Source organism: Lysobacter sp. OAE881 (assembly GCF_040546665.1).
Lineage (GTDB): Bacteria > Pseudomonadota > Gammaproteobacteria > Xanthomonadales > Xanthomonadaceae > Lysobacter_J > Lysobacter_J soli.
On sequence record NZ_JBEPOG010000001.1, the window covers coordinates 531,629 to 554,629 of the forward strand.

26 protein-coding genes are annotated in these 23,001 nt (G+C 65.3%); 16 read left to right on the plus strand and 10 right to left on the minus strand.

All coding sequences use genetic code 11. The annotated features are described in order from the left end of the window. Nucleotides 1-361: 361 nt before the first annotated feature. The gene (locus ABIE51_RS02375) at nucleotides 362-886 is read right to left on the minus strand and encodes a hypothetical protein (RefSeq protein ID WP_354503318.1); all 525 of its coding nucleotides are present in this window, start codon (nucleotides 884-886) and stop codon (nucleotides 362-364) included. A gap of 31 nt (nucleotides 887-917) precedes the next feature. Next, nucleotides 918-1,397 carry a hypothetical protein gene (locus ABIE51_RS02380; protein ID WP_192632084.1) on the minus strand — a complete coding sequence of 160 codons (480 nt, stop codon included), beginning with the start codon at nucleotides 1,395-1,397 and terminating at the stop codon, nucleotides 918-920. A 271-nt stretch (nucleotides 1,398-1,668) separates the two neighbouring features. On the opposite strand from ABIE51_RS02380, the gene ABIE51_RS02385 reads away from it, so the two are divergent. The 4 genes from ABIE51_RS02385 (at nucleotide 1,669) to ABIE51_RS02400 (ending at nucleotide 3,912) form a co-directional block, all read left to right on the plus strand. Beyond that, nucleotides 1,669-2,241, plus strand: coding sequence for a hypothetical protein (locus ABIE51_RS02385; RefSeq protein WP_192632085.1), 573 nt, complete (start codon nucleotides 1,669-1,671; stop codon nucleotides 2,239-2,241). Between the two features lie 143 nt (nucleotides 2,242-2,384). Continuing rightward, nucleotides 2,385-3,020: a DUF4304 domain-containing protein gene (locus ABIE51_RS02390; RefSeq protein WP_192632086.1), complete on the plus strand. Its 636-nt coding sequence runs from the start codon at nucleotides 2,385-2,387 to the stop codon at nucleotides 3,018-3,020. 140 nt (nucleotides 3,021-3,160) lie between these two features. Then, entirely contained in the window at nucleotides 3,161-3,556 is a 396-nt protein-coding gene (locus ABIE51_RS02395; protein WP_192632087.1) for a hypothetical protein, read from the plus strand. Nucleotides 3,557-3,615: 59 nt separating this feature from the next. Continuing rightward, nucleotides 3,616-3,912, plus strand: coding sequence for a hypothetical protein (locus ABIE51_RS02400; RefSeq protein WP_192632088.1), 297 nt, complete (start codon nucleotides 3,616-3,618; stop codon nucleotides 3,910-3,912). 118 nt (nucleotides 3,913-4,030) lie between these two features. On the opposite strand, the gene ABIE51_RS02405 is transcribed toward ABIE51_RS02400, so the two are convergent. The 3 genes from ABIE51_RS02405 to ABIE51_RS02415 form a co-directional block, all read right to left on the minus strand. Further along, entirely contained in the window at nucleotides 4,031-4,777 is a 747-nt protein-coding gene (locus ABIE51_RS02405; protein ID WP_192632089.1) for a hypothetical protein, read from the minus strand. A 142-nt stretch (nucleotides 4,778-4,919) separates the two neighbouring features. Next, entirely contained in the window at nucleotides 4,920-6,323 is a 1,404-nt protein-coding gene (locus tag ABIE51_RS02410; RefSeq protein WP_354503324.1) for a DUF1254 domain-containing protein, read from the minus strand. Nucleotides 6,324-6,655: 332 nt separating this feature from the next. Continuing rightward, a complete protein-coding gene (locus ABIE51_RS02415) occupies nucleotides 6,656-8,077 on the minus strand; it encodes a M20/M25/M40 family metallo-hydrolase (protein ID WP_354503327.1) in 1,422 nt (473 codons plus the stop codon). 211 nt (nucleotides 8,078-8,288) lie between these two features. Between ABIE51_RS02415 and ABIE51_RS02420 the strand changes: the two genes are divergently transcribed. Together ABIE51_RS02420 and ABIE51_RS02425 are read left to right on the plus strand one after the other, a co-directional pair. After that, nucleotides 8,289-8,513, plus strand: a complete 225-nt coding sequence (locus ABIE51_RS02420) for a hypothetical protein (RefSeq protein WP_192632090.1) — start codon at nucleotides 8,289-8,291, stop codon at nucleotides 8,511-8,513. 81 nt (nucleotides 8,514-8,594) lie between these two features. After that, on the plus strand, nucleotides 8,595-8,975 hold the full coding sequence (locus tag ABIE51_RS02425; protein ID WP_192632091.1) for a VOC family protein: 381 nt from the start codon (nucleotides 8,595-8,597) through the stop codon (nucleotides 8,973-8,975). A 77-nt stretch (nucleotides 8,976-9,052) separates the two neighbouring features. Here ABIE51_RS02425 and ABIE51_RS02430 read toward each other — a convergent pair whose 3' ends face one another. Continuing rightward, nucleotides 9,053-9,964, minus strand: a complete 912-nt coding sequence (locus tag ABIE51_RS02430; RefSeq protein WP_192632092.1) for a LysR family transcriptional regulator — start codon at nucleotides 9,962-9,964, stop codon at nucleotides 9,053-9,055. A 101-nt stretch (nucleotides 9,965-10,065) separates the two neighbouring features. Here ABIE51_RS02430 and ABIE51_RS02435 point away from each other — a divergent pair, with 101 nt between their 5' ends. After that, on the plus strand, nucleotides 10,066-10,395 hold the full coding sequence (locus tag ABIE51_RS02435) for a nuclear transport factor 2 family protein (protein ID WP_192632093.1): 330 nt from the start codon (nucleotides 10,066-10,068) through the stop codon (nucleotides 10,393-10,395). Further along, entirely contained in the window at nucleotides 10,392-11,174 is a 783-nt protein-coding gene (locus ABIE51_RS02440) for an SDR family oxidoreductase (RefSeq protein WP_192632094.1), read from the plus strand. The genes ABIE51_RS02435 and ABIE51_RS02440 overlap by 4 nt, the downstream gene beginning before the upstream one ends. Nucleotides 11,175-11,287: 113 nt before the next feature. On the opposite strand, the gene ABIE51_RS02445 is transcribed toward ABIE51_RS02440, so the two are convergent. Next, nucleotides 11,288-12,079: an alpha/beta fold hydrolase gene (locus ABIE51_RS02445; protein ID WP_192632095.1), complete on the minus strand. Its 792-nt coding sequence runs from the start codon at nucleotides 12,077-12,079 to the stop codon at nucleotides 11,288-11,290. Nucleotides 12,080-12,229: 150 nt separating this feature from the next. Here ABIE51_RS02445 and ABIE51_RS02450 point away from each other — a divergent pair, with 150 nt between their 5' ends. The 4 genes from ABIE51_RS02450 to ABIE51_RS02465 all read left to right on the plus strand — a co-directional run bounded on the left by ABIE51_RS02450 (nucleotide 12,230) and on the right by ABIE51_RS02465 (nucleotide 16,505). Then, a complete protein-coding gene (locus ABIE51_RS02450; RefSeq protein WP_157030230.1) occupies nucleotides 12,230-12,685 on the plus strand; it encodes a MarR family winged helix-turn-helix transcriptional regulator in 456 nt (151 codons plus the stop codon). 107 nt (nucleotides 12,686-12,792) lie between these two features. Further along, nucleotides 12,793-13,995 carry a benzoate/H(+) symporter BenE family transporter gene (locus ABIE51_RS02455; RefSeq protein WP_192632096.1) on the plus strand — a complete coding sequence of 401 codons (1,203 nt, stop codon included), beginning with the start codon at nucleotides 12,793-12,795 and terminating at the stop codon, nucleotides 13,993-13,995. Nucleotides 13,996-14,321: 326 nt separating this feature from the next. Further along, nucleotides 14,322-15,872, plus strand: a complete 1,551-nt coding sequence (locus ABIE51_RS02460) for an ATP-binding response regulator (protein WP_192632097.1) — start codon at nucleotides 14,322-14,324, stop codon at nucleotides 15,870-15,872. A 126-nt stretch (nucleotides 15,873-15,998) separates the two neighbouring features. Beyond that, the gene (locus ABIE51_RS02465; RefSeq protein WP_192632098.1) at nucleotides 15,999-16,505 is read left to right on the plus strand and encodes a hypothetical protein; all 507 of its coding nucleotides are present in this window, start codon (nucleotides 15,999-16,001) and stop codon (nucleotides 16,503-16,505) included. A gap of 76 nt (nucleotides 16,506-16,581) precedes the next feature. On the opposite strand, the gene ABIE51_RS02470 is transcribed toward ABIE51_RS02465, so the two are convergent. After that, a complete protein-coding gene (locus ABIE51_RS02470; protein WP_192632099.1) occupies nucleotides 16,582-17,664 on the minus strand; it encodes an SEL1-like repeat protein in 1,083 nt (360 codons plus the stop codon). A gap of 47 nt (nucleotides 17,665-17,711) precedes the next feature. Here ABIE51_RS02470 and ABIE51_RS02475 point away from each other — a divergent pair, with 47 nt between their 5' ends. From ABIE51_RS02475 to ABIE51_RS02490, 4 genes are all read left to right on the plus strand, one after another. After that, complete coding sequence (locus ABIE51_RS02475; RefSeq protein WP_192632100.1) at nucleotides 17,712-18,014, plus strand: putative quinol monooxygenase; 303 nt, start codon at nucleotides 17,712-17,714, stop codon at nucleotides 18,012-18,014. 28 nt (nucleotides 18,015-18,042) lie between these two features. Next, the gene (locus ABIE51_RS02480; RefSeq protein ID WP_192632101.1) at nucleotides 18,043-18,744 is read left to right on the plus strand and encodes a TMEM175 family protein; all 702 of its coding nucleotides are present in this window, start codon (nucleotides 18,043-18,045) and stop codon (nucleotides 18,742-18,744) included. Nucleotides 18,745-19,123: 379 nt separating this feature from the next. Further along, entirely contained in the window at nucleotides 19,124-20,263 is a 1,140-nt protein-coding gene (locus ABIE51_RS02485) for a glutathione-independent formaldehyde dehydrogenase (protein WP_192632102.1), read from the plus strand. Between the two features lie 17 nt (nucleotides 20,264-20,280). Beyond that, nucleotides 20,281-21,396 carry an SMP-30/gluconolactonase/LRE family protein gene (locus tag ABIE51_RS02490; protein ID WP_192632103.1) on the plus strand — a complete coding sequence of 372 codons (1,116 nt, stop codon included), beginning with the start codon at nucleotides 20,281-20,283 and terminating at the stop codon, nucleotides 21,394-21,396. 21 nt (nucleotides 21,397-21,417) lie between these two features. On the opposite strand, the gene ABIE51_RS02495 is transcribed toward ABIE51_RS02490, so the two are convergent. Both ABIE51_RS02495 and ABIE51_RS02500 read right to left on the minus strand, forming a co-directional pair. After that, on the minus strand, nucleotides 21,418-22,245 hold the full coding sequence (locus ABIE51_RS02495; protein ID WP_192632104.1) for a hypothetical protein: 828 nt from the start codon (nucleotides 22,243-22,245) through the stop codon (nucleotides 21,418-21,420). A gap of 206 nt (nucleotides 22,246-22,451) precedes the next feature. Next, the gene (locus ABIE51_RS02500) at nucleotides 22,452-23,000 is read right to left on the minus strand and encodes a lipocalin family protein (protein ID WP_192632105.1); all 549 of its coding nucleotides are present in this window, start codon (nucleotides 22,998-23,000) and stop codon (nucleotides 22,452-22,454) included. Nucleotide 23,001: the final 1 nt, after the last annotated feature.

A 23,001-nucleotide genomic window follows, 5' to 3' on the forward strand; every position in this document is an offset into this window, starting at 1 on the left:
TTCAGTTGGGAATTCCGTCGGCCCCTGCCGCCAAACAGGGTGACGGACGACGCGAGGTTGGCGGACCGGAATAGGGAACCGGCGAGCCTTACGGCTCCCCCGCGCCGCCCGCCGTAGCGAGTGCGCTGACGCAAGACCCATCATCGCGACGCGGCGGAAAAAACAAAAGCGCCGTGTCGGATGATGGGCGCCCTGCGCGCCTATATGCGGGCCGCCAAGCCCGGCACCGGAATGTGCCGGTGCCCGCTTAGCCTGCCGACGCATGACGCGCGATTCAACGACGCATGTGCGCCAGTTCAAACTTCGGTGTGAGCCTTTCTCGTAGTCGTGCCGCATCGCTTCGATGACGCGTCGTGGGCGGTCACGCGCACCGCCGCCCCGGGCGCGCTTCGCTTACCCGGGCTACAAGAGCGGCAAGGCCGAGCATGACCTTGTCGAGCTCCGAGCTCGGAACGCCGAGCAAACAGCTCCACACGCCGAGCTCCGAACTCGGAACGCCGAGCAAACAGCTCCACACGCCGAGCTCCGAACTCGGAACGCCGAGCAAACAGCTCCGCACGCCGAGCTCCGAGCTCGGAATGTCGAGCAAATAGCTCCAGGCGCCGAGCTCCGAACTCGGAACGCCGAGCAAATAGCTCGACACGCCGAGCTCCGAGCTCGGAACGCCGAGCAAATAACTCCACACGCCGAGCTCCGAACTCCGAACGCCGAGCACATAGCTCCGCACGCCGAGCTCCGAACTCGGGCCGTGGAGCAAATAGCTCCACACGTCGAGCCCAACTCCCCGTACGCCGAGCGTGAAGCCCAGAAACGCCGGACAGCGCACCCACACATCGGCCAAAAGAAAAGGCGCGCCGGGCAGCAAGCCCGACGCGCCACGTTTCAAGGCGATCTTGCGGCCGCGAAGGCCGCGAGGGTCAGGTGCGGTCCGTCGCTTCCGCCGCCGGTGCCGCCTCGCGCCCGCCACGGGCGAAACGTGCCGACAGCGCCTGCCGCGCGCCCTTCAGCGATTCGCTGCGGCCGGACACCTTGAGCAGGCTGTAACCCTCCAGCGCGACCTGCATCAGGTCGCTGCCCAGCGCCAGCACCGAGTCCTCGGCGCGTTCGGTCAGCTGTTGCAGCAGGAGCAGGCGCGGACGCAGCGCGTCCAGTGCGGCCAGGTCCGCCTGCGCTTCGGCCAGGCCGAGGTTGGGCGGCACGATCTGCGGATTGGCCGCCAGCACCGTCAGCGTCTGCCGGCAGAAGGCTTCGGACTTGCCGCCCATCTTCGTCAGCTCTCGCCGCTGCTGCGTTTCCAGCGAAATCATCGGCGCGAACACGCGTCGCAGCGTTTCCAGGGCGGCGTCGACCTCTTGCAGTTCGCTCGGCGAGAGGGTCATCGAAATCAGGTTCTGCATGGAATCTCCAGTTCGGGGGATGCCCGCCACCGTGGCGGACCACCCCAGCTTTGGAGACGCAGGCGTGATGGTCTGTCGGTAAACCGAGGAAACACGCGTCAGGATTTTCCTGCGAGGCGGCGACGATTTCGCATTGCGCGGAAGCGGGCGAGGTGCCCCGGCCGGGACGATCGCCGCTTTCCCCTGCTCCGGCGATGCTAATGTCCGCTTTCGACCCAAAGCGGACATTCATTCCCCGCGCAAGTCGTTCCTCCATCACCAGGCGAATGCCATGACCGAGTTAGTGAGCCACGGCAGAACTACGTCATTTCTCGCTGAAGTGGTTAGCAATGACGACGACTACAACGTCCCGAGCTATTGCTATCCAGGCGCGGAGACGAACGCATGGGTTCCAGGAATCGCGGTACGAGTGACCTCCGCATCAGGTGCGGAGTGGCTAGGGCGTTTCATGCAGGGTGAGGAATCGCCTAATGGTGTAGACCTCTGCTGCATTCACCCCGACGGCCAACGACTTGTCGTCGTGGCTAGAGGGTCAGGGTACGTTGTTGCGCCGGAGAACCCGAGCCGTTGGGAGGAGGTGCCGATCCGGCCAATCCTTGGACATTGCTTTGATGACTCATCGAACACGCTCGTGCTGTTCGATTACACGCGAGCGATCGGTGTCAACCGCAATGGAGCCACTTGGAAGACGCGTTCACTGTCTTGGGACGGGCTGGTTGATGTCGGGATAAAAGACGGAGCTCTGGCAGGCAAGGGCTGGGACGCAGCCTTGTCCAAGTGGGTCGATTTTGTAGTCCGTCTGGACGACGGCAGCAGCAGCGGCGGCGCTAGCCCGCCGGACTAGATAGGGTGCGTTCAAGGGGGCTGGAATTGCCAGTCACATGGTCAAGGTGGCAATGTCCGCTCCTGGCCGATAGCGGACGTTCGGTCAGGACGTTCGGCGGCAGGACTGCTAATGTCCGCTTCCGACCCTAAGCGGACGTTCCGGTGGCGAGCTCGATTACACAAGATTGTATTCGTCAGGTATCGACCTACGTCGCAGAGGCGTTCAAGCCCGATGGTTTCCGGCGGCAGGCTCCGCATCTATGGCGAGAGCGGGGCGACGTCATCAATGTCATCAACTTCCAGGCGAGTCAGTGGGGTTCTGCCAAGGCTGGAAGGTTCACGATCAATCTTGCTTCGACAAATCGCCACCTATATTCGACGTGGACGGGCCGGAAGTTTCCGGCGAATCCAGCAGCCGCGATCTGGCCAGTGCACATCCGTATAGGTGCGTTGACCAGCGGAACCGACCTATGGTGGGACGTCGAAGAGTCTACCAATGCTTATACGCTGGCAGAGTTCATCGTCGATTCGTTCCGCAAGGACATCCTCACATGGTTCGAAACATACCCATCGTTGGCTGCGCTCGATGCGGGGCTTTCGAACTTCCGAAAGTATGGTGACGTTCCCGGCGTGACCGAAGCCCAGGTGCCTTTGATCCGAGCGATCATCAAACACCACTCAGGCGACTTGCTCGCAGCGGAGAGGGGGCTCGCCGCTGCCATGGTGGCATCGAACGGAACACCTTTTGCAGAGACCGTTTCCGTAATCGCTGCAAGACTGAACGCCCAGACGGCGTGAGGGCTGGTACGCCTGTGTCAACACAGCTGACTGTCCGCTCCTGGCCGATAGCAGACGTTCGGCGGGACGGCCGGCAGCCGGGCTGCTAATGTCCGCTTTCGACCCGAAGCGGACATTCCACTTCCGCCCCAACGATGCCAATGACCTCTGAAATCGTCCTGTGGCGAATCCGCAATCGGATCATTGAGTATCTCGACTTGGCCGCGTCGGAAGGGCACCAGCTTGCTTACCAGGCGGCGGCTCCGCATGTCGATGTCCCGAGCGAACTAGCTAACCAATGGGAGGACTGGGTCCGGCCCGACTGGCGGCAGTACCTAAAGCCTCCGGTGTTCTCGTACGAGGAACTCGAGGCGATCGGGAGTTTCAACGCGTCTTTCGCGGCTGCTATGGCTGCCACCAAGGATCCGTTACCGCCTCTAGGCGTCTTGCTCGAATCGACCAAGTGGGTAGAGCTACGCGGCGCCGCGTCTGCTGCACTCGACGTCTTCCGGACGCGCGGGCATCGGCCCGAGGCGGACTTGGACGAAAGCAGTTAAGTCCCGAGAGTCGGTTGGTGGCCGATAGCGGACATTGGTCCACCGAGTGGAGAACGCTGATGCGCGACATCGATCAGATCGAAAGCAGGCTCGTCGAGTTGTATCCGGCGCTCAAGGTCTCCCAGCTGAGGGTGGTTCATCCCGGCGCCGATGACGATGGTGTGTGGTTTTTTACGCATCCGGCCTCCCGCTCGGAGGTGCAGCTGGAAGCAACCACGGGAAACTGCCCGTTTGTCTTGGAAAGCGACGGTGACAACCAACGACTGGTGCTCACGACCGTCGAGGCGGTCGTTGAGAGCGTAGCCGCGAAGCTAGGACTTGCACTCGCGCGGCAGGCTTCCGCTCCTGGCCGATAGCGGGCAGCCGGGCCATCGAAGCGGGCTCGGCGGCATTTTGTTGATGGATCGCGTTCAGCGATACAACGTTGCGCCTGGATCAACCGTTGTGCGAACTGATGCCTTGGCGCCACGTCCTTCAGAAGGCGAACTCAAACCCGGCGAGCGGGCCGCTCAACGTGATATCGGTATTGTTGCTGCCGGCTTCAACTTCTATCGCCAGGTATCGGTAGCCGAGGATCCACGCGCCATGCTTCACGTGGTAGCGGACCACGGCGCTGGCGCTGTGCGTCCCTTCGGTTTCTCCGAACGAGCCGTCGCCGCGTAACGTGAGCTGCCAGCGATCGGACAAGGCCCACGTGTATCGTGCGCCGAGCATGAAGTCGCTGTAGGACTTGTCGATGCTGCGCTCCGACGGGGAGAAGAACGGATTGACGGGGTCGAACCTGACCTTGAGGTCCACGTCGACGTAACGCAGGCCGCCGAACACATCCAGCCCATGGGAGCGCTCTTCGCCCGGACTCCAGAAGGCGGCCAGCTCGAACAGCTGCGAATCGAGATCGGACCGGGTCGCGATGCGCGGAAACTGCCTGTCGTCCGCCAGGCCAAGAAAGATGTAATCGGCGAACGCACCGAAGTGATCGCCCCGTCCCTCGGCATGCATCAGGAACGCGCCATCGATCTTGTCGATGATGTCGGAGAATGCCGAATCGGTTTCTGCTGGTGGCTGACCGGTGCGCAGGTCTGTTGCGATGCTCGGCGCCCAGAGGTAGGGCGCGATCGTCCACTCCCACGCTCCGCCTTCCTCCGCGTGGGACGCGAGCGGCGCACCCGCCATGCACAGGGCCATGACAGCAGTCGCGAACGATCGGAAATCGTTGCTCATCGTCGGGCTTCCCATTCGCGGACCGATGGTCCGACGTTGTCGATCACGGACGTGGGAGCAATCCGCCGCTCCGATTTCGCGTGGTACAGGACGGCCCATGCCTCGGGCCGTCCGATTGTTCTTCACGCCGACGCAGTAAAACCTACGACGTCGGATTCGCCGCCTTGACCACCGGCGGTGGCTGCCATGTGCCCTTGCCCGGCGGCAGGATCGACGGCGGCGTGTCCTTCGGCCAGTACGTGCGCATCATCAGGATGAACTTGCCCTGGGGCGCCGGCAGCCAGTTGTTTTCCTTGTCCTTGCCCGGCGACTTGTTCTGGAAGTACAAGGTCAACGAGCCGTCGTCGTTGAACTTCGGCTTGTTGCGCATGCTGATGGTGAACCGGTCCAGCGGGTTCGGATTGAACCACCAGCCTCCATCGTCGATGTACATCGTGATCGACCAGAAGCCGTTGACCGGAGGTGTCTGGTCTTTCGGGAACGTCAGCGTGTAGGAATTCGCGCCGTTGAGCGTTTCGCCATTGCCGTCGGTCAACGCGTAGGGATAGATCGCGTCCTCCGGGAGATTGGCAGGCCAGCCAAACGCGGCAATCAGTGCACGCTGGAGATAATCGGTTCCGTACGTCCCGGCCGCTGCTGGAATGAACCACCCGTTCTGCTTGGTTCCCGACGTCTCCCGCCGTGCAAAGATCTTCTGCTGCGCCGTCCTGGTGACGTCCTTCAGCGCAGCCTGCGCAGAGGGCGACAGTTTGCCGATGTCGAACGGCTTGCCGGGCTCCAGGCCGATCTTGGCCATGCGGGCAACGATCGCCTCGTCCTCCGGCGCCGGCGGTGCGGTAGTGCCCATCAGGCGCGCCATCATCCCGAAGTACGCGGACAGGTCCATCTCGTCGATGATCTTCTGCGGCTTGTCCGTCATCGAAAAGCCGGGGTTCGGATCAACCGGCGGTGCGGTGTAGGTGTACGGCTTGCCGAATGCCGATAGCGGCACGAGCTTGTATTGCGCCTGTAGCGCGTTGACGGCCTTGTAGTCCGCCTCGGTGCCATCGGCATAGGTTCGCCCAAGGATGACCAGATGTTGCGTGGGCGACTTCACGTGTTCCATGCCGGCAGGAACCTGTCCGCTCCAGCCGGGCCCGCTGATCAGGATGTCGGCGGCCTTGCCACCCATCGTGCGGCTGCCTGGCGACGCGACGACGGGCATCCACAGGCTGTAGTGCGGAAACAGGAAGAAGCGTTTGCCCATGTCGGGATGACTGAAGACCATCGGCTCCTTGCGCAGGTCGACCCACGCGACCGAGTAAAGCGTGTCCGCGTTCGGTGCCGATACGCCTCGATAGTCGCCGGGCGGATAACGCGGAACATTCGCAAACTGGTTCGGTGGCGCGTGCAGGGCGTCGGCCTCGGCGACATTCGACATCTGCACCCGTGTGACTTCGGTGGTGATCAACGAATAGCCGTAGATGTACGCGTCCGTTGCGATATCGACCACTTCCTTGTCGCTCAGCCCTCCCGGACCCTGGACGGGCGCGTCCTGCTTCTGCACCGTTTCGGTTTGTTCGGTTTGCCGCCCACCGTCGCGGGAGCATGAAAGCGTCAAGAACGTCAGCGACATGCACAGCGACATTGCGGCCAGCCTGGCCAGTCTCGTATTCACGGACCTTCTCCTTCAGCAGAGGAAACCGGGGGAATACACAGGGACCGCCCGGGCGGCGGTCGGCATAGGAGGCTCCCGCAAGTGTTAGCGGAAGGTGATGTCGTTGGCCTCGCGCTGGATCTTCGACAGCGCCGAGCATTGCTTCCGTCTTCGCAATAGAGAAGGCCCGCCATTGGCGGGCCTCTATCTCCGTTCTTGCGCGTCGGGGACCGGCTATTTCGTTACTGCGCCAACGCCTTGACCAGGTCGAACAGGTAATCGCGCCCGACATACACCGAGCGCACTTCCAGGCGTTCGTTGAGCCCATGCGCGCCGTTGCCATCCGGATCGCCCCACATGCCGGGCACGCCGTAGGTCGGGATGCCCACGGCCGACATGTAGAGTCCATCGGTCGCGCCGGTCGACATCGACGGGATCACCGGAACGCCCGGGAAGTACTTCGCGCTCAGCTTTTCCATCGGACCGATGATCGCCGGATCGAGCGCGGGCGATTTGGCCAGGGGCTTGTCCTTGCGTGCGAGGTCGATCGAGATGGCGGGATTGCCGATGACCCCCACCAGCGCGTGCTTGATTTCCGCCGGCGTATGGCCGGGGAAGATGCGGCAATTGACGTTGGCTTCGACCCGCTGCGGAAGTGCATTGACCGCGTGCCCGCCGTTGATCATCGTCGCCACGCACGTCGTGCGCAGCATCGAGTGGAAGCCCTTGTCGGTGTTGACGATCGCCTCCGCCCTTGCGTCACCCGGATCCTTCGCCAACGCCGCCATCGCGGCACCCAACTCATCCTTGCGCGCCGCACCGGCGCGCGCGAAGAAGGCGCGGGTCGTGTCGTTGAACTCGGTCGGGAACTCGTGCCCGCCGACCTTCAGCAAGGCCTCGGACATCGCGTAGATCGCGTTGTCGCGCACGGGTTGCGAGCTGTGTCCGCCGGGATTGGTCGCGACCAGCTTGTAGTCCTGATAGGCCTTTTCGCCCACCTGGATCGATTGCGCGACCAGGTGCCCCTTGCCATCGGTATCGCCACCGCCGCCTTCGTTGAGGGCGAAGGCCGCGTCGATCAGGTCGCGTTTGTGGTTGGCCAGGTACTGCGCGCCGTTGAACGCGGTGTCGGTTTCCTCGCCGCACGTCAGCGCGATCTTGACCGTGCGCGCCGGCTTGTAGCCGGCCTGCTTGAAGCGGATCAGCGTGTCGGCCCAGGTCGCGGCCATCATCTTGTCGTCGGCGATGCCGCGCGCGTAGTAGTAGCCGTTCTCCTCGACCAGCGTGTACGGGTCGCGCACCCAGTCGGCCCGCTTGGCCGCCACCACGTCGATGTGCGCCAGCAGCAGGATCGGCTTGAGCGTGCTGGACGTGCCGGGATAGACGGCGACCAGTCCGCCTTCCTTCGGGTGTTCGGGCACCGAGAACAGCGTGATCTGGTCGTCGGCAAGGCCTGCTGCCTTCAGGCGCGCGGCGATCTGCCCGGCGGCCTGCGTGCAACTGCCGGTGGTCACCGAGGTGTCGGTCTCCACCAGTTCCTTGTAGAGCTCGAAGAAGCGTTGCTGGTCAGGACGCAGCGGACCCATCTTGCCGGTCGGCACCTGTGCCGCCACGGGACCCGCGATCAACGCGCCGACCGCCAACGCCATCCACATCCTTCTCATGCCTCACCCCTTGGTTGTGCCCGCGAATGGTGGCGCGAGCCTGCGCAATCGCCCCCTCGTGTCGAAGGGCCCTGATCCGCCTTCTACAGCAACCGGCGACCGATGTCCGGCTTTGGGGTTGCCGGGCCCCACGGCACTAAGGAGAGGTGGCCGCTGGTAATGTCCGGTTTCGACCCGCACCGTACATTGGCTGACATCGCGGAGACAGGGCATGAAGTACATGGATGGCGTCGATATCGAGCCAGGCAACATCATCCGGATCGCCACGAAATATCGCGGAAAGGTCATCGCTTCGATGGACACGGGGAGGTATCTCCCCGGGCAGGAAGGCTGGGCGTATCTTGGCGAAGGCATCATGGTCGATACCGACTTCGGCGGTCTCGTGCATTACACCGTCGATACCGCTGAAGAGTTCGTGCTCATCGCGCGCGCCTGACCGGGTACAGACATCCGCTTCCGGCCGAGCCAACATCCGGGCGTTCCGAGATTGGCGCCTTCAATTCAGGGTCCTTCGAACATGCTGCATCACATCTCCATCGGCGTCCGGGATCTAGACGTGGCTGGAAGGTTCTACGACGCGGCCTTGGGCGCGCTTGGATTCAGGCGCGTGTTCGAGGACGAAACCGCTATCGGTTACGGCCTCGTCGATGGTGAGGACCTGCTCTGTTTGAAGTTGCGGAAGAATGCGCAACCGCCCGGCGACGGGTTTCATCTGGCGTTCGCGGCGCCGTCAAGAACGGCGGTCCGGTCGTTCCATTGCGACGCGCTGAAGGTGGGTGGCCGCGACAACGGTGCACCGGGCCTGCGGCCCGACTACGGCCAGCACTACTACGCCGCTTTCCTCATCGATCCGGACGGCCATCGCATCGAGGCGACGATCAACGCGCCTGAACCCTGAGCACATCGGTCGTATTCGAATCGCATCCGGGTGCGCTTCGCTTAGCCGGGCTACAAGGCAGTTTTCGGACGAAGGCGTCAGCTCTCCTGCCCGATATCGCGATCAAGCAGGCAGTCGATGAACGCGCGCAACGCGGGCAACATGTGCCGACGGCTTGAGTAGTAGAGATACAGTCCGGGCACGGTCGGCGACCAGTCGGCGAGCACGCGCTTGAGGCGGCCATCGCGCAATGCCTCGGCGATCTCGTCATCGTTGTAGGCGTAGAGCACGCCCAATCCCTGCAGCGCGGCGGGCACGACGATGTCCTGGTGATTCGCGATCACCATGCCCTCGCCGAAGAACTCGACCGTCTTGCCTTTCTTCTTGAACTCCCAGCCCGCGATCTTCCCGCTGCCGGGGAAGCGCCAGTTGATGCAGGCGTGGCGATGCAGGTCATCGGGCGTCTTCGGCTCACCGTGTTTCGCGAGGTAGTCCGGCGACGCCACCGCGAGCAGTTCGAAGTCCGGTGTGAGCCGCACCGCCACCATGTCCTTCTGCAACCGCGCGCCCACGCGGATGCCCGCATCGAATCCTTCGCCCGCGATATCGCTGAGGCCGTCTTCGATCACGATGTCGAGAACGACGTCCGGATGCGCGTGCACGAAACGCCCCAGCCGCGGCGCGATCACCTTCTTCGCCGCCATGCTCAGTGTGTTGATCCGCAACGTTCCGGCGGCGCGCGCGTTCGCGGCCACGGCCTGTGCGACTGCGTCGTCCATGTCGCGCAGGAGCGGCGCCATCCGCTCGTGCAGGCGGCGTCCGGGCTCGGTCGGCGACACGCTGCGCGTCGTGCGATTCAACAGACGCACACCCAGCCTGGATTCGAGCTGGCGAATGGTCTGGCTGAGCGCGGATCGCGACAGTCCCAGGTGATCGGCGGCCCGGGCGAAGCTGGCCCGTTCGACGACGGCCACGAAGGCCTTGAGTTCCGCGAAGTCAGAGCCGCGCATTGTGCACCGTTCGCTACATGGCCTGATCGGATCATAGGTGATTCTCTAACCTGGGCACGACGCATCAATCTGGCTCCGTACCCCACCCACGGAGCACTGCAATGAAAGACCTGGACCTGCCCGAGCCGATCGCGGCCTACTTCGACGCTGACCGCCACGACGGCCAGGCCGTCGCTCGCTGCTTCACCAAAGAAGGCGTCGTGCTGGACGAAGGCAAGACCCATTCGGGCGCTGCCGAAATCGAGGCCTGGAAGAACGAGGCGACCGCCAGGTACACCTACACCGCGCAGCCCCACACGCTGCAGACGCAAGGAAACCGTTACCTCGTCACCAGCCGGGTATCGGGCAACTTTCCGGGCAGCCCGGTAGACCTGCGTTACGCCTTCATCCTCGAGCGCGGCAGGATCGCGTCGCTGGAGATCTCGCCATGAACTTCGATCTTCAACTGGCGGGAAAGCGCGTCGTCGTCACCGGCGGCACGCGGGGTATCGGCGCGGCCGTGGTCGAACTGCTGTCCCGGCTCGATGCACGCGTCGTGGCGACCGCGCGGTCCCAACCGAAGCAGCCCATTGAGAATGTGCACTACGTAGCCGCCGATCTTGCGACGCCCGACGGCGTGCGCGCGGCGGTGAACGCGGCCGCGCGCCATCTCGGCGGCATCGACATCCTGACCAACGTGGCGGGCGGATCGTCTGCGCCGGCTGGCGGTTTCGCCAGGCTGGACGACGACGAGTGGGCCAAGGCGCTCGACTTGAACCTCATGTCGGCCGTGCGGATGGATCGCGCGGTGCTGCCGGCGATGATCGCGCAGGGATCGGGCGTGATCCTGCATGTGACGTCGATCCAACGCGTGCTGCCGCTGCACGATGCCACCATCGCCTATGCGGCCGCCAAGGCGGCGTTGTCGACCTACAGCAAGGCGTTGTCGAAGGAAGTGACGCCCAAGGGCGTGCGCGTGGTTCGCGTCTCGCCGGGCTGGGTGGAGACGGAAGCTTCGGTTGATTTCCTCGGAGGCATCGCGGCCAACGCGGGCACCGACTATGAAGGTGCGAGACAGATGGTCATGCAGGCACTGGGCGGGATTCCGTTGGGGCGCCCGGCCAAGCCCAGCGAAGTGGCCGATCTGATCGCGTTCCTGGTCTCTCCGCGGGCCGAGTCCATCTCGGGCGCGGAATACACCATCGATGGCGGCACCGTGCCGACTGCGTAACAACATCTGACCGCCCGTAGCGAGCAGCCGGAATCATCGAGGAGGCGAACGGAAGCCTGACAGCCGTCAGGCTTCCGTTGCGCGAACTTCCTGCAACATGAAGCGCGACGCGTTCAGTCGTTGCCGATCGGGCGCGCCTGCTTCGCCGCGGTATCGATGACGTCGGCGACCACCTTCGGCTTCGTCATGAAGACCGCGTGGCTGGCCGGCGTGTAGGTGATCGTCGCGCCGATGCGCTTGGCCATGTGCACGAGCATCGCCTGGTCGAACGCCTTGTCTTCGGTCGCGATCACCGCCCAGCTCGGGCGCGTGCGCCATGCCGCCTGCGTGAGCGGCGTCTGGAAGACCGACATGGCGATGGGCACCTGCGAATCGCGCATGAAGGCGGCGTCCGCATCGCTGGCGTCGTGGGCGAAGCCGGCCTTGAACTTCGCGAGTTCGATGAAGCCGAAACCGTCCTTGCCCGTGTCGATGACGAACTCGGGCGTCGGGGCAAAGCCCTTGTACTGCTGCGCGGTCGTTTCCCCGGCATCGGGCGCCAGTGCCGAGACGTAGACCAGGCCCGCCGCATTGGGATGCACGCCGGCCTCGGTGATGACCGTACCGCCCCACGAATGACCGACGAGGATCGCGGGCCCGTCCTGACGATCAAGAACGCGGCGCGTGGCGGCGACGTCGTCGGCCAGCGAGGTAAGCGGGTTCTGCACGATCGACACGCGATAGCCGCGCCTGGTCAGGTCGTCGTAGACGCCGCGCCATCCCGAACCATCGGCGAAGGCGCCGTGCACGAGGACGACGTTCCGGATGGGCGCGGTGCCGGCGTCCTTCGGTTCGGAGGCATGGGCGGCGGCGGGCAGGGCAAGGGCGAGCAGCACGGCGGACAGCGAGCGGGCGAGCGTGTTCATGGCGTCATCTCCGGGGGCGGGGTGTAAATCGCGGTAATTGTTATCGCGATAAGCAACAGGCTAGACCGGCGAAATTTGGATGTCAAGATATTCTTTATCGTGGTAACCTTTGGCCATGCTGCCCGGATCGCCCCGGGCCAGGAGCACCCGATGGCCGCCAAAGCGAAAGCGCCTTTCCCGCTGGATGAACAGCTGTGCTTTTCCCTCTACGGGGCCAGCATCGCGATCAATCGCGCCTACAAGCCGCTGCTGGACGAACTCGGCCTGACGTATCCGCAGTACCTCGTCCTCAGTTCGCTGTGGGAAGACGATGGCCTGACCGTAAGCGGCATCGGCGCGCGGCTCGCGCTGGAGGCCAGCACGATCACGCCGCTGGTGAAACGGCTGGAGCAGGCCGGGCTGGTTGAACGCCAGCGCAGCGCACGCGACGAGCGACAGGTCCACGTGCAACTGACGAAGGCCGGCCGCGACCTCCGCTCGCGTACGCGATGCCTGGCGGAGTTGCTGGCGGACCGTTCGGGCATGGCGCCCGGCGAACTGGTCGAACTCAACCGGCAGGTCCAGCGGCTGCGCGACGCCATGTCGGGTTCCGCGCAGCAGGACTGAACTCGCAGCCCGTCATGTGAGGGCGCGCGACGCCGCGCCGCGCGTGCTGTAGCGTCAGGCACTTCGACCTGCACGAGGCCGGTTCGCATGGACGTCCGGGGGCACGCATGAACGCCACGACCGATACCACGTCGCGACATCTGCTGCGCGATCTCTCTGCCTCCGCGATCGCCGCGGGCTTCGTCACGGTGCTGGTGGGCTTCGCCAGCTCCGCCGCGATCGTGTTCCAGGCAGCGCAGTCGCTGGGCGCGACGCCGGCGCAGATCGGCTCGTGGATCTGGGCGCTGGGCCTGGGCATGGGCCTGACGTGCATCGCCCTGTCGCTGCGATACCGCATGCCGGTGGTGACCGCGTGGTCGACGCCCGGCGCCGCGATGCTGATCGGCAGTGTGGCGGGGCTGCCGCTGTCCGACGCGATCGGCGCGTTCGTGCTGTGCGCGGTGATGATCGCCGTCGCGGGCTTTTCGGGATTCTTCGAACGGATGATCAGCCGCATCCCGGTATCGCTGGCGTCCGGCATGCTCGCCGGCGTGCTGCTGCGGTTCGGCCTCGAGACGTTCGCGGCGTTGCGTTCGCAGGCGGGGCTGGTGCTGGCGATGCTGGTGGCGTACCTGCTGATGCGCCGGCTCGCGCCGCGCTATGCGGTCATCGCGACGTTGCTCGCCGGCATCGCGTACGCCGCCGCCGCAGGCCTGCTGCGGATGGACGGACTCTCGCTCGAACTCGCGCGCCCGGTGTTCGTCGCGCCCACGTGGTCGATCGGCGCCATCGTGGGAATCGCGCTGCCGCTCTTCATCGTGACGATGGCATCGCAGAACGTTCCCGGCGTTGCCGCGATCCGCGCGGCGGGCTACCCGATTCCGATCTCGCCTGTCATCGGCTGGACCGGCGTGGCGAACGTGCTGCTGGCGCCGTTCGGTGCGTTCGCGCTCAACCTGGCCGCGATAACCGCCGCGATCTGCATGGGTCGCGAGGCGCACGAGGATCCTGCGCGTCGCTACGTGGCATCCGTCGCGGCCGGCGTGTTCTACATCGTGGTGGGCTTGTCGGGCGCCACGGTGGTGGCGCTCTTCGCGGCGTTTCCGAAGGAGCTGATCGTGGCGATCGCCGGCATCGCGCTGCTCGGCACGCTCGGCAGCAGTCTTGCCGCTGCGTTGCGCGAAGAATCCGAACGCGAGGCCGCGCTCGTGACCTTCCTCGTCACGGCATCCGGCCTGTCGCTGTGGGGCATCGGCTCGGCGTTCTGGGGCATCGTGGCGGGTGTCATCACGATGGTGGCGTTGATGCGGCCCAAGCCCACGCGGCCCTGAGTTCAACGAAGCAGGAAACACCGTCATCCCGGCGAAAGCCGGGACCCAGGCCTGCGACGTGCGGTCACGCAGGAAGCGGTGAACCATCCATCGTCATTCCAGGGAAAGCTGGAATCCATTTCGCCTTTGCATTTGATCCAACACGCAGCAGCGCAGCGGAGGTGGCCGGGCACCATCCGCTCACAAAAATGAAAGATCAGCCGAACGGCAGACGAGGTCGCCCCGACTTCACCGCACTGCCCGCAGCTTCCGGCACGCGCCCTCACGCCGCCATGACCCGGCGCGGTGCATGAGTAAGGCCGATTCATGAGATACAGGGCGCCGGCATGCCCGACGCTAACGCCACCGCCACCATGGACAACTCGAACGGACACGGCTGGCGGCGATGGGCCGTGGCCGTGGGTGCGGTCCTCATCGCCTGCCTCGCGCGCGCGGTGCTATGGCCGGACCTTTTCCGCGAAGCGACGTTCATGCCGCTGTTCGGCGCCGTCCTGCTGTCCGCGTGGTACGGCGGCCTCGGGCCCGGGCTGTTGGCCGTGGCGCTCGGTGCGGCTTTCATGGCGTGGACCATCTTCCCGCCGCTGGAGAACTTCGCCGTCTCCGATCCGCGAAGCCAGCTGGGAATGGCCTTGTACCTCGCGTTCGGTACGGGTATCTGCCTTGCCTGCCACTCGCTGCATGCGTCGCGACGACGCCAGCGCGTGGTTCAGGCCGCGCTGCACGAGGTCAAATTGCGTGAGGCGATGACGGTGGCCGAGACCGCGCAGCTCGCGGCGGAGGCGCAACGCAAGGATCGTTTTCTCGCAACGCTCGCGCACGAGCTGCGCAACCCGCTCGCGCCGGTGCGATACGCGGTGGAGATCGCGCGGCGCAATCCCGCCTACGCGTCCGATGCGCTTGCGACGATCGACCGCCAGGTCGACCACCTGAGCCGGCTCGTCGAAGACCTCATGGACGTCAGCCGCATCGCGCGCGATCGCCTGGAACTGCGTACCGGCATCGTGCGTGCGGAGGACGTGCTCGCGGTCTCGCTCGAAACCGCGCGCCCGGTCATCGAAGGCGCCCGGCATCGGCTGGACATCGTCGAGCCCGATCGGAGATGGGCGCTCGAAGGCGATCTCGTGCGAGTCGCGCAGGCCATCACCAACCTGCTCAACAACGCGGCGAAGTTCACGCCGCCGGGCGGCACCATCCGCGTGGAGGTGACCGCGGACGATGCGACGCTGTCGTTCACCGTGACGGACAACGGCGTGGGGATCGACGCGAACGACATCGAACGCCTGATGCAGCCGTTCGAGCAGGGCGTCCCGCCGCCGCACATGGCACCGTCGGGACTGGGCATCGGGCTGGCGCTTTCGCGCCAGATCGCGCAGTTGCACGGCGGTTCGCTCGTGCTGGAACGCGGGCCCGATGGCACCGGCACCCGCGCGACACTCCGCCTGCCGCGTGCGAGCGACGTGGCGCCTGCCGTCGATCCGGTGCTCCCTGCGCGAAGCACCGAAGCGATCAGCGTCCTCGTTGCCGACGACAACGCCGATGCCGCCACCACGCTGCGGCTCATGCTCGAGCTCGAAGGCCACACGGTGCATGTGGCCAGCGACGGTGAAGAAGCGTGCCAGCTCGCCGAGGCGGTGCGTCCGGCCGCGGCGTTCATCGACCTCGGTATGCCGCGCCGCGATGGCCTGCAGGTGTGCGGCTGGATTCGCGGCCGACCCTGGTCGCGCCGCACGCGACTGATCGCGCTCACCGGATGGGGACAGGCGTCGGATTTCGAGCGTACGCGGCGTGCAGGGTTCGATGCGCATCTGGTGAAGCCCGTCGATTCGGACACGATCATGCGGGCGCTGCGCGGCGAGGACCGTTCTGCGGCGAATTGACCGCGCGTTGCACGGTTGGTCACGGGAACTTGCTGGCGTGCTGGCGACGCAACGTGAACGGGCCGAGCGGGGCGTCGAGCTACCGCCATGAAGCGGACGCCCTGCGGGGCGGTAGCCGCGATGCTAATGTCCGCTACCGACCGCGGATATCAAAAGCCGATGAAGTGCGCGACCGCCCTCGTGGCTCTCTTGCTTGTGACCATTTCGGCTGACGTCCTTGCCGCTACCTCGGGACGCGATGACGCGCTTTGCGGAGAACTAGAGGAGTTCCTGGCATCTATCCTTCCAGATGAGCAGCGCGCCATCACGCTTCACACCTATTGGGGCGCCAAGGAGGAGGGCGACAGGATTGTCATCGCCTCCAGAAGTTGCGAACACGACGACTACGAACCGGGGAAGAAGCTGTGCGCCTATCTGATGGAAAACAGCTCAACCGAGTTCCCGGGTTACAACACGCAGCGGGTTCTCGCCTGTCTGGCCCCACCGGGACTTCCAGGCGATCTCACGATCAACAGCGGTTCCTTCTCGACCGACTATGGCTCGCCTGGTCGCGGTGCGCTGGTTGACATAGAGCTGAGCCCCGGCAAAGAGCCAGGTGGCATGACATTGCGCCTCAAGGCAGATGGTTACTGATCGGCTGCAAGGCCAAACGCACGCTCCAGCCGCGCGCAGCATCCGGAGCCTCGGCTCCGGATGCAATCAATAGCGGCTACTTCGACTTCTTCATCGGCGAAACCGGTCCGACGGCGGTCGAGCCGATACCGTCGAGCAGCGCATCCTGCTCCTTCCAGTAAACGTCGAAGTTGACGCCGCCGGTACGCCCGTAGAGCTGTTCGGGCGTGACCACACCGGCCACGTGGTACGCGGCGGCATTGGCCCCGACCTTCGTTGCGAAGACGCCATTGACCGGTTGCGAAACGATGTTTAACGGTTGGCCGCGATACCCGAGGCGGCTGCCGGTCATGTCGCGGGCGAACGCGCGCATCAGGTCTTCGGCACGCGGCTTTGCAACCTCGTCGCCATAACGGGCGTAGAAGTCGCTTCCAAGCGCGAGTGCGCGTGCCTGCTCGGCGGGGGTCATCAGCGACCACATCTTCTCGCGGATCAGGAGCAGCGTCCGACTGCCCCGTTCGGCCGCCAGGTCGGCCCAGACGTACGCCTGCGCGCGATCCTCCGCCACGCCGGCTCCGTGCCAGTACATCAGGCTCAGGTAGTGCTGCGAATACTTGTCCGCATACCGGGCGGCCGTCATGAAATGACCGATGGCGTCCTCGCCGTCTCCCCTCAGGTAGGACTTCAGGCCGAACACGCGCTGCAGTTCGTTCGGCTTGTCCTTGGACGCCATGACGACGGCGTCGAGCTCCATGAAATTCTTTTCGCTGAGCCGCAGGTCCTGTCCTGGGCCGCTGTGCGCACCTGCCGTACCTACCGCGAGCAACATCGCCAGAACCAACACGTTTCCATGGATCATCACTGCCATCTCCCTGTGCACGATGAGTGGTGTCGTTCGTCCCCGGGACGTGCGCAACGAAGCGCAAGCGCGCGAACGCGGCAGGTCCCGCCAGAACCCTACCGGCTCCCCGGGCGCACCGCAAACGTGCGCTCTCCCTCCCGCCACAGCGCACGCGCGCGGAAGATGCCCGCGTCCGCTTTCGAACAAGGCAGAGCCCGTTATCGCGGCCGAACCGTCGACGGCATGGTCGGCGCGACGCGGCGACGTCGCCGATGCATGGCCGTGCGAGCCGAAGCCATCCGCCGTCAGCGAAGTGAACGGATCCGCGCCGGACTTCACGGACGAGGGGCGTAGGTTGGGCGGCTCCCGACCAGAGGAGACGTGCCATGGTCAAAGTAGCGCTGCTCGTCCGCCTGGAAGCCAAGCCGGGAAAAGAGAACGACGTGGAGCAGTTCCTGCTGAGCGGCCTTCCGCTGGTCGAGGCCGAGCCCGCCACGACGGCATGGTTCGGCATTCGCCTGGGGCCCTCGACGTTCGGCATCTTCGATGCGTTTCCCGATGAGCCGGGTCGCCAGGCGCATCTGGGCGGCGAGGTGGCCGCTGCCCTCATGGCGAAGGCCGGCGAACTGTTTTCCTCGCCGCCATCGATCGAGAAGGTCGACGTGCTTGCGGCCAAGTTGCCCGGTTGATGACGGTCAACAACCAGTCGGCTTCCAGATGATGATTCGCAAGGAAGGCAACCAGCACGGCTCGCACACCCACGGTGCCGAGCGCGGGCTCAGTCGCTTCGAGGGATTCAGCGATGCGGTGTTCGCCATCGCGCTGACGCTTCTGATCGTCGAGATCAAGGTCCCCGGATCGCCCGAGGGGCCGCAGGGCTATAGCGACCTTGTCAGTGCGATCGCCGAACAGTGGCGCGAATTCCTCGCGCTCGGGCTGTGTTACCTCGTGATCGGCGCCTACTGGATCCAGCACCACTATTCGGGGCGGATCTACGCGAAGAGCGATCACTGGTTCAGCGTGATCAACCTGCTGTTCCTGCTGGCCATCGTCGTCATCCCGTATCCGGTCCGCGTCTGGTGCTTCCATTACGGCACCGACTTCGAGCCGGTCGCGTCGGTGATCCTGGTCGCCGGCCTCGCCGTGACCGCCTGCACCTGGATGGCAAAGTGGTTCTACGGCATGCCCGGTCGCCGCGTGATGGACCAGCGCCTTGCGCCCGATTTCCTCCGGCAGATGACGCGCCGTTACGGCATCGCGACGCTGGTCCAGATCGTCGCGGTTCCCATCGCGATCGTGGCGCCGCGCGTCGGCGTGGCCGTCGCGGTGCTGTGCATCGCCTTCTTCCTGCTGCCGCAGCCGAAGCCGCGCTACGTGCCCGGCGAGGAGCCGGACGAGGACGAGAAGTTGAAGGAGTAGCTGCGCGCGCGAGTCCACGCGCGCCAGCGCCGGCGGTTTGCGCTGCCGGCGAGTAGTCGCCCGCCGGCTCCGCTGCAATGCGCAGGCATCGCAGCGACATGCTGCCGCGACTCGTTGCTCGTGGTGTCGTTCCGAACGATCCCGCAACCGCTGCGCGCGTTGCTGCTGCACATCGCGCAACGAAAACCGCCGCGCGCAAGGTGACCATCTGAAGCCACATGCGATGAAACGGACTCAAGCATCTGCGCGCGTTCGTGTGCGTTCCACTCGCGGCCGCTTATGCACGACGCGAACTTTCCGGAGCGTAGGATCCATTGCTCCAGCACAAGACCCACTCCACTGCTGGCACGTATCTGCGTAGCCCATTCCTGGAGGTCCCATGCGCGCACTCGTCTATAACGGACCGCGCGACGTCAGCGTCGTCGAGCGGCCGGATCCCACCATCGAAAAGCCCACCGATGCGCTCGTTCGCATCACCACCACGAACATCTGCGGCTCCGACCTGCACATGTACGAAGGCCGCACCTCCATGGAGAGCGGCCGCATCCTCGGGCACGAGAACCTGGGTGAAGTAATCGAAGTCGGAAAGGCGGTCGAACGCGTCAAGAAGGGCGATCGCGTCTGCCTGCCGTTCAATGTGTCCTGCGGTTGCTGCGAGAACTGCGAGCGCGGTTTCACCGGTGCGTGCATCCGCGCGAATCCCGGTGGCGTGGGCGCCGCGTACGGTTTCGCCGACATGGGTCCGTACGCCGGTGGCCAGGCCGAATACCTGCGCGTGCCGTACGCAGACTTCAACTGCCTGGTCCTGCCCGAGGACGCGGAGGAGAAGGAAAACGACTACGTGATGCTCGCGGACATCTTCCCGACCGGCTATCACGCGACCGAACTCGCCGGCGTGCGGCCGGGCGAGAGCGTGGTCATCTATGGCGCCGGCCCCGTCGGCCTGATGGCGGCGTACTCGGCCACGATCCGCGGCGCCTACCAGGTGATGGTCGTCGACACGAACAAGGATCGACTCGCGCTGGCCGAGCAGATCGGCGCGATACCGATCGATGACACCGAGCAGGACGGCGTGGAACAGGTGCTCGAACTCACCAATGGCCTGGGCGCGGACCGCGGCTGCGAATGCGTCGGCTACCAGTGCTTCAACTGTGCCCAACGCGAAACACCCGGCCTGACGATGAACAACCTGGTGAAGGCGGTGAAGGGGACCGGTGGCATCGGCGTGGTCGGCGTGTTCGTCCCGCAGGACCCGGGCGGCGCGACCGATCTCGCGAAGGAGGGCAAGATCCCGTTCGACATCGGCATGTTCTTCTACAAGGGCCAGCAGATGGCCATCGGCCAGTGCCACGTCAAACGCTACAACCGCTACCTGATGAACCTCATCCATGCCGAGAAGGCGACGCCGTCGTTCGTGATCTCGCACGAGCTGCCCCTGCAGGACGCGCCCGAAGGCTACGAGAACTTCGACGCGCGCAACGATGGCTGGACGAAGGTCGTGCTCAAGCCCGGCCGCTGAGTGGAGTGCATACCGACATGGCGACGACCCGATCAGAGCGTGCTGAAGCGACCGCGCGAGGCCGCGCGCTTTCGGCCATTTCCGACCCGCGCCTGGTGGAAGTCGCGCGTTTCGACCACGAGGTCACGGGCGTCAGCGTGAGCGAGGACGGCCGCATCTTCGTCAACTTCCCGCGCTGGACCGAAGACATCGAAGTATCCGTCGCCGAGTTGCTGCCGGACGGCAGCCTGCGTCCGTACCCGGACGCGCGCTGGAACGAATGGCGCAACGCGAAGAAGAATGCGTTGTCGCCCGGCGACCGCTGGGTCTGCGTGCAGAGCGTGGTGGCGGACGGCCGAGGCTCGCTCTGGGTGATCGATCCCGCCGCACCGGCGACGGCGTTCCTCGTGCAGGGTGGACCGAAGCTGGTGCGCATCGATCTTGCGAGCGACTCGGTCGTGCAGACCATCGCATTCGACGAGCAGGTCGCCCGCGAGGGTTCGTACCTCAACGACGTGCGCTTCAGCCCGGATGGTCGCCACGCCTACCTCACCGATTCGGGTACGCGGGGCGCGCTGGTGATCGTCGACCTCGAAACGGGCCGTGCGCGGCGCGTGCTCGACGGCCATCCCAGCACGCAGCTGGAGAAGGACGTGGTGGTCACGCACCACGGACAGGAAATCCGCCGACCGGACGGCCGCGGCGTGGAGTTCAGCTCCGATGGCATCGCGCTTTCGCCCGACGGCGAAACGCTTTACTGGCAGGCCGTCACCGGCCGCACGCTGTATCGCATCCCCACGCGCGTGCTGCACGACGTGTCGCTGTCGGAGCATGAGGTGGCCGACGCGGTGGAGATGGTCGGCGAGAACGGTGTCTCGGATGGCCTGTGGATCGATCCACAGGGACGCATGTACATCTCGGCGCTGGAGGAAGACGCGATCAAGGTCCGCGAGGGCGACCACGTCGAGGTGCTGCTGCAGGATTCCCGACTGCGATGGCCCGATACCTTCTCGCAGGGGCCGGACGGCACGATGTACGTCACCGCGTCGCGCATCATGGACAACGCCTGGCACGATCCCGAAGCGCCGGCGCGGCTGTCGACGACGCTGTTCCGGTTCACGCTGGAGAATCCGAAGGACGCGCGGCGGCACTGAGGCCGCGCGGATGACTCGCCATCACCCGCATCGATTCGTCAACGGCACCTGCAGGGCCTGCTCGTAGGCGCTGGTGGACGAATCCACGCGTTGCGGGGCCGGCGGAAAGTCGATGCGCACCTTCATCGGTGAACCGTTCGATCCGCGTATCGTGCCGAGGCCCTCGAAGGTGCGAAGGCGACGCGTGCTCGCGTCGTAAGTGACCTGCATGCTCGACGCGACGAAGTCCAGCCAGCTGTCGAGGCTCAGCCGGAACCGCACGAGATCGGCCGATGGCGCATCGACGCGCTGCACGCGGATGGGTATCCGCGCATCGCGGCTGGGCACGACGAACTGCACCCGCGCAGTCGAGCCGCTTGCGAGCAAGTTCCAGCGCGCACGGACCCACGCGTCGAAACCGGCATCGATCACCGTGTTGGCGTCGACGGCGACCGTCCGCTCGCGCACGGGTGCGGACGCGGATTCGCGCCAGTACGCACGACGCGCGCCCGATCCGCCTTGCACGCCTTCGCGATAGCCGTCGCGGGCATCGTCGAACTCGAAATCCGGTGCGCCCGGCAGCGCCGTATCGATCACGCGCTTGCGCGCGAACGCGCGTCCGTCGGGACAGCGGTACACGACCAGCCGACTGCGTTCCTTCCCGACGGTGCGGATCCAGTGCTGCTCCTCGTACAGCAGGCGCCCGGTGCGTAGATCCGTGGCGCGTCCTGTCGTCCGTTCGAGCGTGTTTCCTTCGGCGTGGCTGCTGGCGAACAGCAGGAAGGCGAGCACGCACGTACCGCCCGCCATCGCGAACGGCCGCGTGTGCCCGCCGGGGGACGGCCCGCCAGCTTTACCGGTCCGGCTCATGGAACCAGGTCTTCACGTGCGCCGTGCCGATGGGAGTGCCGGCGGTGAAGGCCAATACCCCGCCGATGAGAGCTGGAGCGCGCATGGAATCTTCCTCGTCCGTAGGGGAACCGCGCGCGGTGCGCGCGGTGATCCCAGCTTCGTCCCGCGTGCATCGCGCCTCCAGCGGACAAGCACGCAACCGGGCTCGGTAGTTGTACGCAGGATCAGGGTGCGTTGCCGCTGGCGGTCTCGGGCCAGCGTTGCGGCACCTTGCGCAGCTCGTCGATGCGGTAACCCATGTCGCGCAGGCGCTGCACGGCATCGGCGTACGCTGCGTCGGAAATCGTCGGCGTGCGCGCCATGATCCAGGCGTAATCGCGCTTGCTGCGGGCGACGATGGTGAGCGTGTAGTCGGGATCGAGATACGAGATCACGTACTCGGCCTGGATCGGCCAGACGAACTGCATCCCCCACACCGCATTGCCCGTGCCCGCACGCACGGTGCCGACCGGTTCCATCGTGCGCACCGGCGCGTCGAACCTTCCGCGCCGGTAGCGGAAATGCGTCTGTATGCGGCCGTCCTCGCGCAACGAGTACGACTCGATGGCGTTGTAGGCCTCGCGCTCGGGGAACGAAGGGATGTGGGCGATGACGTACCAGTCGCCCATGAAGCGCGGGATGTCGACCTCCGCGACCTTGGGCACGGTCGGCGCGGTGTGCGCGCATCCGCACAGTGCGAGCACGCCGGCGATGAGCGCGGCTGGAAGCTTCATG

What these genes read in the sequence shown, in the direction of transcription:
- ABIE51_RS02385 (WP_192632085.1), top strand. Translation starts at nt 1,669, where the DNA reads ATGACCGAGTTAGTGAGCCACGGCAGAACTACGTCATTTCTCGCTGAA.
- ABIE51_RS02490 (WP_192632103.1), top strand. Translation starts at nt 20,281, where the DNA reads ATGGCGACGACCCGATCAGAGCGTGCTGAAGCGACCGCGCGAGGCCGC.
- ABIE51_RS02475 (WP_192632100.1), top strand. Translation starts at nt 17,712, where the DNA reads ATGGTCAAAGTAGCGCTGCTCGTCCGCCTGGAAGCCAAGCCGGGAAAA.
- ABIE51_RS02465 (WP_192632098.1), top strand. Translation starts at nt 15,999, where the DNA reads ATGTCCGCTACCGACCGCGGATATCAAAAGCCGATGAAGTGCGCGACC.
- ABIE51_RS02440 (WP_192632094.1), top strand. Translation starts at nt 10,392, where the DNA reads ATGAACTTCGATCTTCAACTGGCGGGAAAGCGCGTCGTCGTCACCGGC.
- ABIE51_RS02430 (WP_192632092.1), bottom strand. Translation starts at nt 9,964, where the DNA reads ATGCGCGGCTCTGACTTCGCGGAACTCAAGGCCTTCGTGGCCGTCGTC.
- ABIE51_RS02455 (WP_192632096.1), top strand. Translation starts at nt 12,793, where the DNA reads ATGAACGCCACGACCGATACCACGTCGCGACATCTGCTGCGCGATCTC.
- ABIE51_RS02400 (WP_192632088.1), top strand. Translation starts at nt 3,616, where the DNA reads ATGCGCGACATCGATCAGATCGAAAGCAGGCTCGTCGAGTTGTATCCG.
- ABIE51_RS02485 (WP_192632102.1), top strand. Translation starts at nt 19,124, where the DNA reads ATGCGCGCACTCGTCTATAACGGACCGCGCGACGTCAGCGTCGTCGAG.
- ABIE51_RS02445 (WP_192632095.1), bottom strand. Translation starts at nt 12,079, where the DNA reads ATGAACACGCTCGCCCGCTCGCTGTCCGCCGTGCTGCTCGCCCTTGCC.
- ABIE51_RS02500 (WP_192632105.1), bottom strand. Translation starts at nt 23,000, where the DNA reads ATGAAGCTTCCAGCCGCGCTCATCGCCGGCGTGCTCGCACTGTGCGGA.
- ABIE51_RS02425 (WP_192632091.1), top strand. Translation starts at nt 8,595, where the DNA reads ATGCTGCATCACATCTCCATCGGCGTCCGGGATCTAGACGTGGCTGGA.
- ABIE51_RS02415 (WP_354503327.1), bottom strand. Translation starts at nt 8,077, where the DNA reads ATGAGAAGGATGTGGATGGCGTTGGCGGTCGGCGCGTTGATCGCGGGT.
- ABIE51_RS02480 (WP_192632101.1), top strand. Translation starts at nt 18,043, where the DNA reads ATGATGATTCGCAAGGAAGGCAACCAGCACGGCTCGCACACCCACGGT.
- ABIE51_RS02380 (WP_192632084.1), bottom strand. Translation starts at nt 1,397, where the DNA reads ATGCAGAACCTGATTTCGATGACCCTCTCGCCGAGCGAACTGCAAGAG.
- ABIE51_RS02435 (WP_192632093.1), top strand. Translation starts at nt 10,066, where the DNA reads ATGAAAGACCTGGACCTGCCCGAGCCGATCGCGGCCTACTTCGACGCT.
- ABIE51_RS02450 (WP_157030230.1), top strand. Translation starts at nt 12,230, where the DNA reads ATGGCCGCCAAAGCGAAAGCGCCTTTCCCGCTGGATGAACAGCTGTGC.
- ABIE51_RS02405 (WP_192632089.1), bottom strand. Translation starts at nt 4,777, where the DNA reads ATGAGCAACGATTTCCGATCGTTCGCGACTGCTGTCATGGCCCTGTGC.
- ABIE51_RS02460 (WP_192632097.1), top strand. Translation starts at nt 14,322, where the DNA reads ATGCCCGACGCTAACGCCACCGCCACCATGGACAACTCGAACGGACAC.
- ABIE51_RS02395 (WP_192632087.1), top strand. Translation starts at nt 3,161, where the DNA reads ATGACCTCTGAAATCGTCCTGTGGCGAATCCGCAATCGGATCATTGAG.
- ABIE51_RS02495 (WP_192632104.1), bottom strand. Translation starts at nt 22,245, where the DNA reads ATGAGCCGGACCGGTAAAGCTGGCGGGCCGTCCCCCGGCGGGCACACG.
- ABIE51_RS02420 (WP_192632090.1), top strand. Translation starts at nt 8,289, where the DNA reads ATGAAGTACATGGATGGCGTCGATATCGAGCCAGGCAACATCATCCGG.